2 protein-coding genes are annotated in these 16702 nt (G+C 42.6%); both read left to right on the forward strand.

What is annotated here, in order from left to right:
- Positions 1-6 precede the first annotated feature (6 nt).
- Positions 7-2121 (forward strand): PorP/SprF family type IX secretion system membrane protein, encoded by a 2115-nt coding sequence (locus tag IL356_RS03905; protein WP_121847113.1) that lies wholly within the window; start codon positions 7-9, stop codon positions 2119-2121.
- Positions 2122-16689: a T9SS type B sorting domain-containing protein gene (locus IL356_RS03910; RefSeq protein ID WP_121847112.1), complete on the forward strand. Its 14568-nt coding sequence runs from the start codon at positions 2122-2124 to the stop codon at positions 16687-16689. It abuts the gene before it with no gap.
- Positions 16690-16702 lie beyond the last annotated feature (13 nt).

A 16702-nucleotide genomic window follows, 5' to 3' on the forward strand; every position in this document is an offset into this window, starting at 1 on the left:
CCCATCATGAAACTAGCCAAATACCTATTGTTAACACTCATTGCTGCCTTAAGCCTTACCAATCTTCAGGCGCAAGAAGACGACCCTATATTGCTGTATAGCCCAGCTTCTCAAAACCTGTTGAAATTCAACAGGTTTTTGATCAACCCAACGTTCTCTACCGTACAGGAAGACAAGTCTTATATCAACCTTTTACACAGAAACCAATCGGTTCAGTTTAAGGATAATGATCAGACTTACTTCTTGAGTTATAGTGGTAGAATCGGGGACAGAAGTGGTCTTGGACTAAGCTTATACACGCAATCAATAGGCCCTGTCTCGAACATAGGTGTGCTAGCTAACTATGCATATGGAATTAAACTTAGCGAAAAAAGCAACTTTACCTTCGGTGGTAACCTAGCGTATTACAGCACTGGACTAGATAGGAATAATGTTGATGTTATCGACGCTGAAGATTTTAGACTGAACGGTACAGAAGACAGCAACGTACTATCTTTTCAACCCGGTTTCAACCTTTCATACGGAAAAATCGATTTTGGTGTATTTGCTGAAAACTTATTCGATTACAACCTAAAGACCAGTGAGTCTTTAACCGATTTTGCCGATAAAACCTATTCGGCCCATTTACAGTATACCCATGCTTTTGAAAATGGTAATGGTATTATGGAAGGTAGTCGCTTAATGCCGATTGCGAGGGTGAGAATGAACGGTCAGAACAGATTTGCTTCAGACGAGGAAGCCCAAGATCTTTCTTATGGTGGAGGTCTAATTTTAGATTTACCAAAAATAGGTTGGTTACAAGGCGGGTATGACAGTTTTTATGGTGCCTCTGCCGGTGCCGGTTTTAATATCAATAAAAGGCTCTCCTTAGGTTATACAATGGAGAAAGGTTTTACTACAGATTTTGACAACCTTGGCATCACCCACGAAATTTCTTTTGCCTACTCATTTACCCCGAACTTGACAGAAGACAGAGTAATGCTTGAAGAAGATTATGAGGATAGCCTTGCTGAAGAGCAGTCCTTCGATAAAAACGATTTGGCATCCAATGAAGAAGTAGCAGAATTGAAAAGAAAACTTGCGGAAAATGATGCCATCATCGAAGAGTTGATGTTCCGTCAAGATTCGCTTGAGGCCAGCCGTCAAAAAGATCTTGAAAGAAGGTTTAATATGGTCATGAGCATGGTTAGAAACGAGACCAACGGTAACCGTCCAGATTTAGAGGAAAGGGCGGAATCTATGTTCCTCGGTAATCAAGATAGACCAGTCGTAAACAACCATAACACAAGCAACGACGGTATTATACCGAATAGTACAAAGACGCCGGTTCAACATAAAGACGCAGTTGCACAAATCAGCAAAAAACAAGAAGTGGCTCAACCTGTGGTAGAATCGAAGCAACCCGTCGAAACCTCAGATTTGGCAAGCTCTACTGAAAGACCAGCTATCAAAAGCCGCAAATTTAAAAATCTCGATGGTGTGACAGATGGTTACTATGTAGTTGCTAATGTTTATAAAGGCGGCAAGTACATGGATAAGTTTCTGAACGACATGAACGACAAAGGTTTTATGTCTACTAACTACATAGACAACCCAAAGAACGGTTTAAAATATGTCTATCTAGAACGTTACGATACTTGGCAAGAGGCGGTTGATGCCCATCAATCAGGAATGAACGGAGAATATGATGGAGACCTGTGGATTATGAATGTCGACAACAAGTACACGAACGAGGCCTATGCCAGCAACGTTGACAAAATAAAAGAAAAGTCGGCCAAATATGCCGATGATGTACTTCAACAAAACGTAGTGGTTAAAGACCAAGTGGCCTCTAAAGAGATGACGTCGAAAGTTTACAAGATAGACGGTGTGGGATCAGGCTATTACATCATCGCCAACGTATTCGCCAACCCAAAAAATGCCAATCGTTTTGTTAAACTACTCAACTCGTATGGCCTAAGCGCAAGCTACTTTATCAACCCCGAAAATAACTGGAGATATGTCTACTTGAAAAGACATGAATCTTGGAACAATGCCCTCATATCTTACTATACCAACCTAAATGATTCGTATAACGATAAAATGTGGATTATGCGAGTCAAACCAAACCTACTGGCATAAATGACACCAAAGCTTATTAAAAACTTGCTTGCAGGCGCATTTTTCTTTGTCGCCTGTTCCGTTTTTTCTCAAGAATATACGCCTTTCACCAGGACCTATCCTTCGGGAGACAATTTTAGGTACCAAACCAATATTAAAGGCGACCTCACTTTTATTTCAAATAGTATTTTGAATAGGGATGGGGGCACATCCAGTACAGAGCCCAACGACCCTTACAACAATTTAAGCACTAGTAATAGTTGGAATACCGAAACAGGGGGTAACCTCAACTATAACGATTATAAGAACATGCAATACATTGATGTAGATGGTGACGCATCTACATTCAATTCAAGTACCGCCACGTTTTCTTTTCCGAATGCCGATTGTAACCTTATAAGATATGCAGGATTATATTGGTCGGCGACATACCCAAGCGATACCGCCGATGGCTTTTACGACGGTAACACCTACCGTTCCAACAGCATCCCTGTAGGACAAGGAAGACAAAACGATTTTAATCAGGTTAGGTTTCGGGTTCCTGGAGGCACTTATGTCAATATCACTGCAGATGAAATTTTATATGATGGCTTTACGAGTGGCGATAACTCGGTACGCGAAAATAGTCCGTATGCCTGTTATGCCGATGTTACCAGTTTAATAACCCCATTAGCAGACCCGACCGGAGATTATACCGTAGCAAATATTCGTGCAACCGTGGGTAGTTTGACCCCTGGTGGTGGTACCACTGGCGGGTGGACATTGGTAATTGTATACGAAAACCCGAATCTTACCGGTAAGCTCATTACGACCTTTGATGGTTTCGCAAGAGTACGCGATACCGATAGAGTAGATATCAATTACTCCGGCTTTAATACCATACCAGCAGGCCCTGTAAGGGCCAATGTAGGTGCTGCAACTTTAGAGGGCGATTTTAGAATAACCGGAGACAGATTACGAATTAGGGCCGCCAGTAGTGGGGGCTTTACGACTTTGAGTAATGGTGCCAACCCCTCAAACAACTTTTTTAATAGTAACATTACCTTAAACGGAACGGTTACTACCAATAGAAACCCGAACAGTACCAACACCCTTGGTTATGATACCGATATTTTTCTAATCAATAACCCGACTAACTCTGTCATACCCAATAACGAAACATCGGCAACTTTCCGTTTTGAAACCAATGGTGATCAATACTACCCTTTCTTTAACTCATTCAATGTAGAGATTATAGAGCCCGAAATTGTTCTGGAAAAAAGGGTAGAAGATATCGCCGGAAATGATATAACAGGGCAGGGGGTAAATTTAGGCCAGATACTGGATTACGTGCTGTCTTTCGAGAACCTTGGTAACGACGATGCAACCAATTATACCATTCGCGATATTCTTCCGATAAATGTAACACTTGATGAGGGTAACATCAAAATGCCGGCGGGAACGACCTATACTTTTAACCCTTCTACCAGAGAAGTGGTTTTTACCATTCCAGACAACTTGGTTCGTATTGGTCAGCCTACCTCATCTATAAGAATGCGTGTTCAAGTGGCAGAAAATTGCTTTGATTTTATAGATGCCTGTACCGACTTAATACAAAACTTAGCGTATTCTACCTATGAAGGGGTTATTAACGACAACCAGATTACAGATGACCCGAGTGTTTCCGATTTTGATACCTGTGGTTTTCCAACACCAGGTGCAACCAACTTTTTACTTGACGACCTTTCTGATTGTAATTTTACAAGAACTATTCAGCTGTGCGGTGATTCTGTAACCCTAGATGCCGGGGACAACTTCGATGATTATATTTGGGTTCGTGACGAAAATGGCAACGGTCAAATCGATGCCTCAGACCCTGTGCTCAACGATGGCAACCCTGATGGCGATCTCAGTACTCTAAATGTCAATGATATTGGAACTTATATCGTCGATAAAATTGTTGCTGATCCTTGTAAAGGCTTTAAAGAAATAATCATTGTCGAACGTTTCGGTACCACGCAAACTAACCCGATTGTAGATTACTTCAATACTTTAAACTCCGATGCAGACCCAACCAATGATATTCAAGGGGAAATTGTGCAGTGTAGTGTTGACGGAGACTTGCTGCCCAACATATTTCTTTGCGGTTCGAATGACTCACAACTTTTACAAGTTAATATAACCGACGCCCAAAGCCTTACTTGGGAAAGATTAGATGAAGGAAGTTGTACGGCAGCCCCGGATGATTGTGCGAACAAAAATCTAACATGTACATGGAATGCGGTAGAATCCGGAAATAACTTTAACGTCAATTCCGCAGGTAAATATAGGCTTGTTGTGAACTATCAGAACGGCTGTTTCAGCAGGTTCTATTTTGACGTGTATCAGAATAATCTTGACATTCTTTACAATGCTCGTGATATCATCTGTACTACGGATGGTAATATTACAATTACCAATCTTGGAAGCAACTACGGGTACCAATTGGTAGATGTTTCCAACAGCACTATCGTTGTGCCATTTAGCGCCAATAACGGCCCTTCTTTTGACATTACTACAAACGGAGCCTATAGAGTAGATATCGTTCAGCTTGACGGCTCTGGCAACCCCATACCCAACGCCTGTATTTTTAGCACTCCGGATATTGGAATTCTGGATAGGGATTTTCAAGTAAACGTTGAAGCCACCCCTGCCAATTGTAATGATCAAGGAACCATAAAAATTGACATCTTAAACGTTGAGCCCAATTATACTTATGTTTTAAGAAGGTCCGATGGCACTTTGATAGATGACGAAACTGCGGCGACCAGCAACACCCATACCTTTCAAGTAAACCAAGGCGATTACATTATCGAAGCTTCTAGTGAAGATGGTTGTACCTATACTGAAAATGTTACCGTTACCCGCACACCAGACCCTACGATTAGTGCTTTGACGATTAATGACATAGGTTGTACTTCCGGGGTCATTCAATTAACAGGTTCCGGTGGTTTTCCAAACCCCGACTATTCCTATGCAATTTGGTCAAGAAACGGCACCAATCTATATCCAGATGTGGCTTCAATTCCTGGGGATGCTTACGATACGAACCCAACTTTCACCTTCGGATGGAGAGATACCGACGCAGATGATGTTGACGAATATTTTGCAGGTGAAGACGGCACCTATTCTTTCGTTATTGTTGATGCCAATAACTGTTTCGCTTTTTCCAATGAAGTGACCATCAACGATAACGGAACAATGACAATTGACTCCATTACAGAAACAGAGCCCTCTTGTAGTGGAGATGCGGATGGAGAAATCACCATTAATATTATTGGTGGGGTAGCGCCTTTTCAATATAGCATTGACAATGGAGCCACCTATCAAGGCTCCCCAACATTTGTCAATTTAAATGCGGGCAGCTATGCCATTCGTGTTTTAGATAGTTCTGGCTGCGAACAAACTCAAACTTTTGTTCTAAACGAACCTTTTCCATTGAGCGCATCAACCGGGGTTTCTAGAGATGCCACTTGTGACCCTAATGGGGCAGAGGTGAGGGTTACCAATGTAACCGGCGGTTCGGGAACCTACCAATATAGTTTTGATGGCGGTTCCACTTACGGGGCATCAAGTACTGCCGTGCTTCCTCCGGGAGATTATACAGTAATTGTAAGCGATGGTGCTTGTGAGTACCCAATGAACGTAACTGTAGAAGATATTCCCGAAGAACCCGAAGTGACGCTTACTCCAGAGGTAAGCTATAATTGTGATGGAACGGGCACAATTACGGCAACCCCAAACATCGCTACTTATAATTATACTTACGCGCTTGATGGTGTGTTGAATTCTCCAGACCCTACCAGTAATGTTTTTGACAATGTTGTTCCAGGAACATATACCGTAACAACCTATTATACCTCACAAACCCCTCCAACCCCAAGTGTTTTGTTGAGTGAGGATTTTGGTAGTGGAGAAACCATTCCTAGCCCCAATACCAACGGTTATGGCTATGAAGATCAAACTAATAACCCTCCTGGAGATGCCAACCAAAACGTAAACGATTTTGAATATACGGTAACAAGTAGCATTGTAGCGCCCTTCGGCACTTGGATCAATCCTATTGACCACACCTCTGGAACCAGGGCTGGTCAAGGCCGTTATTTAGTAATGAACGTAGGAACACCGACCCCTGCACAAATCATTTACTCTAAGCAAATCAATGACGTAATACCTAACCAAGACCTTAGTGTTACGCTTTACGTAATGAACCTTTTGCGTCAAGGCACCGGTGGCCTCGACCCAGACCTTACAATAGAAATCAGGGAAGCTGGCACTTCTAACGTAGTACAGTCTATAAGAACAGGTAGTATAGCCAAGAATACAGGAGCAAGCGATTGGGTAGAATTCACTGCTACGCTGAACCCTGGGGCAAATACCACTTTAGATTTTGTAATCAGATCTGAAATTCCTGGAAATGGCGGTAATGATTTTGCTCTTGATGATATAGTTATACATCAAGTACCCGAAGTGTGTGAGCAGTCAGTAGAAACACCTGTTACCGTAGTTGCCGGAAACGTATTTACCGCATCCATTACGAGTGCTACAAATGTTACCTGTAATGGAGATACAGACGCTACTATTACCATAGAAGCTGAAAATTTTGACTCGGTTGCAGGGTTTGAATACTCTATCAATGGTAGTGCCTTTGTAAACTCTACGCTATCCCCAGTAACTACCTCTGCCCCTTTAGGTGCAGGCACCCATACTATTGTGGTCAGAAAAGCGGATGAAATTACCTGTTCAAGAACGCTTACACATACCATTACAGAGCCTACTGCCGTTGTCGCAAATGCCTCCGTTACCACAGAACTTACCTGTACCAATGGCGGAGCTACCATAACTGCTAGCGCCTCTGGCGGAACCCCTGGTTATGAATATCAATTAGAGGATAATTTGGGAAGCATTGTTCCAGGGTTTGACTTTGCCGCCAACGGAAGCAACACTGTATTTACAGGCCTTGCTGCGGGTGATTATCTTGTTAGGGCAAGAGATGCCCGTTTGTGCGAAGATATTATCGATAGCTCGATTACGGTAAGTCCGATCAATCCTATTTCCTTTACTGTTACACCAACAGCTTGTTATCCTGGTGGTAATACAGCTACCATTCAAATTGATGTCACCGATGGTAACGGAGACTATACGTTTAGCCTGAACGGAAACCCTTGGGTGGCGCCCACTCCAAGCAATTCGACCACCCATACTTTTACCGGACTTTCAAACGGCACATATACCGTAAATGTACGTGATGGACTAGGGTGTACCGGTACGCTTCAAACAATTACTATTGATCCACAATTAACAGTGTCGGCCTCAGCGCCAAACATTACTGCTTGCGCTACTTCTACCGATATAGCCATTACCGCTAGTGGTGGTGATAACAATTACGTATATGCCGTGGTTCTTAACGGTACGACCGTTACGGATGGCGATTTTAACACCGTCAACCCTGTAACCGTAACCTCGGCAGGAGATTATGACATCTATGTAAGGGATAACAATGGTGCCACAGGCTATTGCTCCGCGGTACAAACGATTACTGTTGTACAAGATGCGCCAATTGCTTTCACACCAACACCGACCGATGTAAGTTGTTTCGGCGGTTCTGATGGATCTATCTCCATAGTGGTCAACTCAGGTGGCAACGCTCCGTTTATGTATAGCATTGACAACGGCGTAACTTATGTTATCGGAAATTCATTCCCTAATTTAGTCGCAGGCACATATCCAGTGCGCGTTAGAGACTCCAACAATTGTGAATCTGTCGTTCAAAATATTACTGTGAACGAGCCGGCTCAAATCGTTGCGGAGGCCAGTTTAACACAAAACTACACTTGTACAACTGATGGTGAAATTACCGTCGGAAGTGTAACCCCGACATCTGGCGGTTCTGGAGATTATCAGTACAGTATCAATGGTGGGGCATGGACCGCCTCTACCACTGGAGGACACACCTTTACCTCTTTAACGGAAGGAACTTATAGCATTCGCGTTAGAGATTCCAATGCAACTACCTGTGGTATTACCTTGGCCGATATAGTTGTTGCTCCACTACCAACCGAACCAACACTTACCACTTCCGTGGCTTATAATTGTGATGGCACCGGTACTATTACAGTGCTTCCTAACGACCCGTCATACACCTATAGTTTAAATGGTGGAGCGGCCCAACCCTCGAATACATTTACAAATGTTGCGGTTGGCCTTCACACTATAACCGTTGATTACGGAAGTAACTGTACAGTAGATACTGCTGCCAACATCGAAAACGGAAATGCCTTTGAAGCTTCTATCTTTGCTTTCGAAAATCTAGATTGTAATGGAGATGGTTCGGGTACCATTACCATCAATGCAGATAATTATGGTGCCGGTGGATATGAATACAGTTTGAACGGCAACTCATTTGTAGGACCGTTCAGTGCATCTGAGCAAATAACAGGTCTTTCTGCACAAGCGTATACGATTGAAGTACGAGATGTTGACAACCCGATTGCAGGGTGTACCGTTACCCTCAACCAAACATTGACGGAACCTACTCCTGTAGTCACTACGGCCAGTATTACCGAACAATTCACCTGTGATAACACCGGAGCGACCATAACAGCTTCGGTTTCAGGCGGCACCCCAACTTATGAATATCAGTTGGAAGATACCGTTGGTGGCATCATAACTGGTTACCAAAGTAATGATTTCTTCGCCGGTCTTTCAGCTGGGGATTATATAGTTAGAGCCAGGGATTTGAATTTATGTTCAGACGCCATTGATGTTGCTATTACTGTAACCGCTCCTCTGATTCCGACATTTACTGTATCCGAAACGGCTTGTTATTCTGGTGCCAATAACGCATCGATTCAAGTAGATGTAACCGCTGGTAACGGCAATTACACCTTCAGTTTAGATGGAGGTCCGTTCATTACACCTTCGCCAGCTTCATCTACCACCTATACCTTTACCAATTTATCTGACGGAACTTACACTATAGACGTACGTGACGGTTATGGGTGTTCAGCCGTACAACAAACAATAACAATTGAGCCCCAATTGGTAGTCTCTATTGATATTGATGAAATAAGTTCTTGTGCCGATGGTACTATAACAGTTAATGCGACCGGTGGTGACGGTAACTTTGTGTATGCCTTTGTTCCTGTCAATACAAGCCCATCAGGTTTTTACGGGGCGTCGAATACCTTTACGGTTACCAATGCCATGGCGACTGCCAACCCGGCCGGATATGATGTTTATGTGCAGGATAACAATGGGTCTGTACCGGCTTGTTCTTTCTTGCAGGAGGATATAATTTTTACCCCTTCGACTCCTTTAACGGTAGCCGGAACTGCTACGGATCCGGAATGTTATAACGGATTTGGTTCAATCGATGCGATAGTAGGCGGAGGAAATGGTCCGTTTACCTATCAATTAGTTGATTTAAGTCCTGCAGATGGTATTGACTACGGTACTACAAACACCAATATATCTAGCAACACCCTGACTTTTAATGGTATTGGGGTGGGTGATTATGAAATTACCATTACCGATGAAGATGGTTGTACCGTAACCTCATCAACCGTTACAATCAATAACGCTGTAGAAATTGATGCGGATATTGATCCAATTTTACCGGCCGCGTGTAATGATCCTGACCCCAACGAGTATGGATTTGAATTCAACAACGTAGTTACGCCTGCGGGAGGAACAATTGAATATAGTCATGATGGTGGTGCATCTTGGCAATTATCAAATGAGCTTAGAGGTCATCTCTCAGGTACAGAAGTATTTCCTTCCATAAGGGTTACCCTACCTAGCGGCACTATCTGCCAAAGAGATTTTGACAGGTATATTATCCCATATCCTCTTGATAACTTAGATATAAGCATTAGCGCCATCGTAGTCAATTGTAACGACCTTCAGGTACGGGTACAAGGTACTGCTGGTGTGGCGCCATACGAATATGCGTATTCCGAAGACCCGGCGAATTTCAATCCTACTATTGCAACATGGCAACCGGGCGGTTCTGTAGATTCTGGCGGAAATGCAGTTCCAGCAGGTAACGGTTCTTATACTTGGACAGGGCTTACACCCGGAAGAACTTATGTGTTTTATGTAAGGGATGCAACTGGTTGTGTGCGTCAAAGCCTTATCAATGTTAATGACCTTATCACCCGACCTATAGAAATTACCGAAGTTGTGACTCCAACTTGTTTTGGAGGTTCTACTGGTGAAATAGAATATACACTGAATCCGGGAACTCCTAGTACCCATATGAGATGGGAATTCTTTGAAGTAGGCAATCCTGTTGCCATTCAATCAAGTGGAGGAAACATTCCATTTAACAATACCATCAATGTTAGCGGATTAAGCGAAGGCGAGTATTACATAGAAGTGGTTCAGTCGGATGGTACCACAGATTCGTGTACAGGAGGTAGTGAAAACAGTTATCTTCAAGAATTAAATGCCATAAACGGCACACCTAATGCTACACGGGATATATCTTGTAACCTACCAGGTCTTATAACCGTAGACAATATTACCGGTGGTGGTGGAGCCCCTTACACATTTGATGTAACCGGCCCTGCTGGTTTTACACCACTTACAGGCGTTACCACCAACCCAATAGAAATTCCTGTAAACTCCCCAGCTGGCAATTATACAGTTACCATGTACGATCAGTATGGTTGCTCGGTAACCATGGCTCCTATTAATCTTGATCTATCGCCGAATCCGACCATCGATTCAGTTACTCAAGATAATTGTGCGGCGCCAATTGATTTAATAGTCGTTGGTTCTTCAGCTGCAGGAAATTTAAGATATGCTATTGTCACAGCCGGAAGCCCAGCACCGACTACCTTTTTAGATAATGGCGGGGTCTTCAACGATATTACTGCCGGGGATTATGATGTATATGTAATGGATGGTAATGGCTGCGTAGCCTCACAATCATCTTACACCGTACATCCGGTTCTTTCGATAAGTGCGAGATTGACTAAACTACTAGATTGCACCGCCTCTCCAGATGCTGTAATTAGCATAGAAGCTTTAGTTGGTTCGGGAAGTTATGAATATTCTATTACCAATACGGCAGGTGCACCTGCCGTAGCTCAAACTGCTTTTCCAAGCAATCCTTTTGACTACAATGCCCCGTTGGCTGGTGATTATACCATCACCATTTATGATACCAATACGCCGAATAACGCAGCTTGTAATAGAGAGTTTACAATTACTGTTCCTGATAGAATAGAACCTTCAGTTGAGAATATCACTACCACTGATGTCACTTGTAACGGAGATTCAGATGGTACTATAACCATAAGGGCCACTAATAGTCCGATTGGGCCGTTTTCTTTTGAAATCACTTCTTTTGATGGTGCGGCAACAAGTATTTTGCCAACGAGCACCACAGCAAATACGGCGACCTTTACTGGTCTGGCTCCAACAACTACTGCCGCTGGATACATAGTCACGATAACTGGAAACCCAGCTTCTAACAATTGTAGTACAGATAGTGCATCGATACTCATTTCAGAGCCAGCGCCTATTGCGGTTACCATGGCGCCAACAGTTGAATTTGCTTGTGTTGTAGGCAACAACGAAAACCACGCAAGCATTACGGTACAAAGTACCTCGGGTGGTTCTAATAATTTCGTGAGATACGAATTCATTAATGACCTCAATCCAGGAACCCCTGTACAAGATGGACCGGATACCACGTATATAGAAACTGATTTCGCGGGTGGAAACTATACCATTAACGTTTATGACGATAATGGTTGTGTAGGCTCAACAACTGCAAGTATTGCTCCGTTTGACGAGTTGCAGTCGGCTACTATCACCGTCGATCAACCCATTACATGCGTTTCAGGCGAGGAAATTACCATAAACGCCTTTGGTTCACAAACAGATACGAGTACTCCGGCAGGTCTTGCCAATTATGAGTTTAGACAATTGCCAAGTGGTACTTTTCAAGTATCAAACGTCTTTGTCAATTTACCCACAGGTACGCATACATTTGAGATAAGAAATATTAATACGAATTGTGTCATTTCTGTTTCCCATACCGTTGGTAATCCTAATAATTTTGAAATTTCGGTTATCACGACCGATGTGGTTTGCCATGGAACAGATGGTACGGTTAGTTTCTCAATTTCAGATGCAGTTAATCCTTATTCTAATGGATTCACATGGCAAATTTATAATTCACAAGGTACGGCAACTACGGCAGATGATACCATTATTGCTGGCGCCAATGGCGTTTCGGCCAATGTTGGCCCTACAACGCCATTTGCTATTGCCGCAGGTGAATACAGGGTAGAAATCACCCAAGATTCGAATCCGTTCTGTGTGTCTTCAGAGCTTTTCAATATTGCGGGTCCAACAGACCCAATTTCGGCCAACACAGATGTAACAGAAGTTACTTGTCTGGGTAATGACGGAATTATAGAAATTATAGACGCTCAAGGCGGATGGGGAGGCTACACCTATTTTGTCGCTCCAGCGACTGATCCAGCTCCTACCTATCCAGGTAGTTATTTGGCCAACCCTAGATTTACGGGTTTAGCTGGTGCGCCAGGTGCTGGAATTGATTATCAAGTCTGGATTGCCGATCAAAATGGTTGTGAATTCCGTTTATCGAATGTCAACTTGGTAGACCCGACGGCTATTACGGCAGATTTAAGAATAAATCAGCCTAATTGTACGAACTTAGAAGGTGAAATAGAGGTTATCAACGTAACTGGCGGTCAAGGAAGTAATTACAGTTATCAACTGCAGGTGTTCAACACAGGAACTTCTACCTATGATAATCTTCGTACAGTACAGACAAGCCCGATTTTCAGTGGTCTAGGTGCTGGTCAATATCAAGTTATCGTAAGTGATCAATGGAATTGTTCTGCCGCAACATCGGCAAGTATAGAACTATACGAACCTATAGTACCATTAGCAACAGTTGTTAAGACTATTGATTGCTCTACCACAGATCCAGGGGGTCAAATTACTATTACCCAAACAGGTGGTTCGGGTGCATTTAATTATTCAGTGGTGTATCCTGATGGAATAACCACAGATGCCAATACAACCGGTGTATTTACCGCATTGACCCAAGATAGTACGATTGGAGAATATGTATTCACAATTACAGACCAAGCGGTTGATCATGCTTGTAGTACCACTATTAGACAAAGTTTGGATCCGGAAATTATTCCAGTAATCAATGTTGATAATTTTACCAACGTTACTTGTAATGCTGCCAATGATGGTACCATTACTGTAAGCACTACTGATAGTGGTGTTGGCCCTTACACTTTTAGAATCATTGCAGGAAACGGTAGTACTCCAGGTTCACCAATCCTTCCGACTACAACAAGTAATACTGCAGCAACTTTCACCGGTCTTACAGGAAGTACTGCGGGTATAACCTATACTGTTGAGGTGAGGGGAACAAACAATTGTTCAATTACGACGGATGTAACCATTACCGAAGAAGATCCGATTACTGTTAATGCCCTTTCGATTGTACAGTATGGCTGTACTAATGGAAATAACACCAATAATGCAGCTGTTTCATTTAATGGCGCAACGGGCGGAACAGGCACTTATGTTCGGTATGTATTCATTAGAGATGGAATCGTTGTACAAGATGGTGCAAATACTACGTATAACGAAACCGATGGTCTCGGTGGCAGCTATGAACTAAGGGTTTATGATGATGCAGGATGCTCGGCTCTTTCTGCCTCCGATGTAGTAACTCCTTTCGTAGAGATAACAGATCCTGTTGTGGTTACCACGCAGGAAGCGGCCTGTTCACCATTAAATAATGCCCAAATTGAGGTAGGGGTTACTATTAATCCAACAACTGCTTCACCTAATTTAGAGTTCACTGTAAGTGGAATAAATGTGGTCTATAATCAGACTGTTAACTCTAGTAATGCAACAGAAACCTTCAGTGGTCTTGAAACTGGCAACTATCGAGTTACCATTACCAATTTAGATACAGGTTGCGTCTTGGAAACTGTTCATACTATTGAAAATCCAGATGTAATAGAGGTAATTGCTACTAAGCTTACCGATGAAGAGTGTCTGAACAATGGTGTTGACGATGGTAGCTTTAGTATTGCCATCAATAATTACTCAGGTAATTATAGTTATCAAGTTTATGATATAAATGATAATCCTGTAGCTGGTCAAAGCGGAACCGGTAATACCTCAACCGTGTTGCCTCCTTTTACCAATCTGCCTGGTGGCATTTACTACGTAAGGGTAACAGCTACAGACGCACCTCAGTGCGATGATGATTCCAATACCGTTACCATCCTTTCACCTAGCGCTCCAATAACGGCTACTATTCGGGAGGAGTCAAATGTTACTTGTTCCAATGATCAAGGTAGCATTTTGGTAGACCCAACGGGTGGTGAAGGCCCTTATACCATTGTATTGGATAATACAACTACTTCACAAGTATACACAGAAACCAATGTAGAAGCATATATTTTCACTGGTCTGTCAGCAGGTAGTTTCCATGTAACGGTTACCGATGCCTTTGGTTGTGTACTATCTGATACCATCGATTTGATTCGACCTGATGATATCGTTTCCAATATATCGGCAACAGCATTGTCATGCTTTAATGAGAATACGGCAAGCGTGTCGGCAACTGTAAATGCACGAAATATTACTCCTGTATATCAATATAGGTTGAATATTTATGATGATGCCCTTGGCTCTAACCTCTTACAGACCTCAGCACCTCAAGCGAGTGCCACATTTAATGGGTTGGCCGCAGGATTCTACAGTATTACGGTGACTGACGATGTAAGCTGTTCTGACGAAACGGCAATTGTAGAAATTGTGAACCCGACAGAAGTAGAGGCTCAATTGATAAGGACTAGCCCCTTGACCTGTACTACGGGCGTTGAATTTGAACTAAGTGCTACCGGAGGAAGCGGTACTTATGAATATAGTGAGGATAATGTTAATTGGACATTGATGCCGGGCAACAGTGTAAATCTTCCTCTTAGCGGTATGCTGTCTGCAGGCGTCTATAGATATTATGTTAGAGATGCTGCAAATATGTGTACGGCGGTACTTTCAAACTCGATTGAAGAAAATGCCATAGATCCATTGAACCTAATGGTAGATACATCTGCAGCGGTTATTAATTGTAATGGTGACAATACGGCCACTATTTACGCCGATGCCGAGGGCGGATTAGGAAATTATCAATATGAATTATTTACAGATGTTTCCTTAAACCCTGCCTCCCGAATTGCTGGTCCTCAATCTTTAGGAATATTCAGAAATCTCTATGCAGGTACCTATTATGTAAATGTAGTCAGTGAAGATTGTACCACACCGGCACAAAGGGTAGATATTGTTGAACCAACAGCTCTTGACTATACTGATGAGGTCATTAATGTAAGCTGTAATGGCGAAGAAGATGGGAGTATTACCGTAACCCTTTCTGGTGGCTCAGGCAACTACCAATATGCAATTACACCTAATCTCGACCAATTTGATGATGAAAACACCTTTGATGGTTTGTCCCCGGGCGACTATACAATAATAGCTCAAGATGCTAATGGATGCTTCATCGAACTTCAATATACCATTACCGAACCCACCATTATTGAGGTTAGTGCAGAGGTTCTGCCTGAAGTATGCGAAGGTGAAGAGAACGGATCAATTGAATTGACCATAACGGGTGGTACAGCACCTTATAGTACAAGAATGGCCGTTGAAAGTACTTTTGTTCAAGATAGAACTACCTTCTCTGGTTTAGCAGCAGGTGATTACATTATCTTCATAGAAGATGCCAACGGTTGCGAATCGAATATTGCCGTTACGGTAGAACCTGGTGTTAACCTTGGTGCTACGGTAGAACCAATATATGGTTGTAACGGTCAACTGCCCAATAACTATGTCAATATTACCCTAGATGATGAAAGTATTTCCGAGGAGGTGTTATACGGCTTAGATACTACTGATCCAGCTCAAATGCAGTTGAACCCTTATTTCAGGGATATGACTCCAGGAAACCATTTCATTGCAATATCACATGAAAACGGTTGTATTACCACTCATAATTTTGTCATCGATGAATTCGAACCGCTGACCATAAGCTTGGTACAAAATAACATCAATGAAATTACAGCGGTCGTTACCGGTGGTAGAGAAGATTACACCATTTATTTCGGAGATGTAGATAATGGTAGCGATAACACCTATTACATCAATCGAACCGACACCTATGAAGTTCGTGTGGTTGATGCCAATGGTTGTGAGGTCTCAGCCAGTATATTTATGGAGTTTATTGACATTGAAATTCCTAATTTCTTCACCCCAAATGGAGATTCGGAAAATCAATTTTGGAAACCTAGAAATGATGAAGGTTTCCCACAGATACTAACCATAATATTTGATCGTTATGGTAGAGAGGTGTACCGAATGGGTGCCGGTGATCGTGGCTGGGACGGATTGTACCGCCAGAAGGAATTACCAACCGGAGATTACTGGTACGTTATTAAACTCAAAGGTGAAAACGATGACCGAGAGTTTGTTGGACACTTTACCCTATATCGATAAAAATCTTAACCTA

It is taken from the genome of Euzebyella marina (genome assembly GCF_014855515.1).
GTDB lineage: Bacteria > Bacteroidota > Bacteroidia > Flavobacteriales > Flavobacteriaceae > Euzebyella > Euzebyella marina.

Coding starts and splice junctions, on each gene's coding strand:
- IL356_RS03910 (WP_121847112.1), top strand. CDS start 2,122: ATGACACCAAAGCTTATTAAAAACTTGCTTGCAGGCGCATTTTTCTTT.
- IL356_RS03905 (WP_121847113.1), top strand. CDS start 7: ATGAAACTAGCCAAATACCTATTGTTAACACTCATTGCTGCCTTAAGC.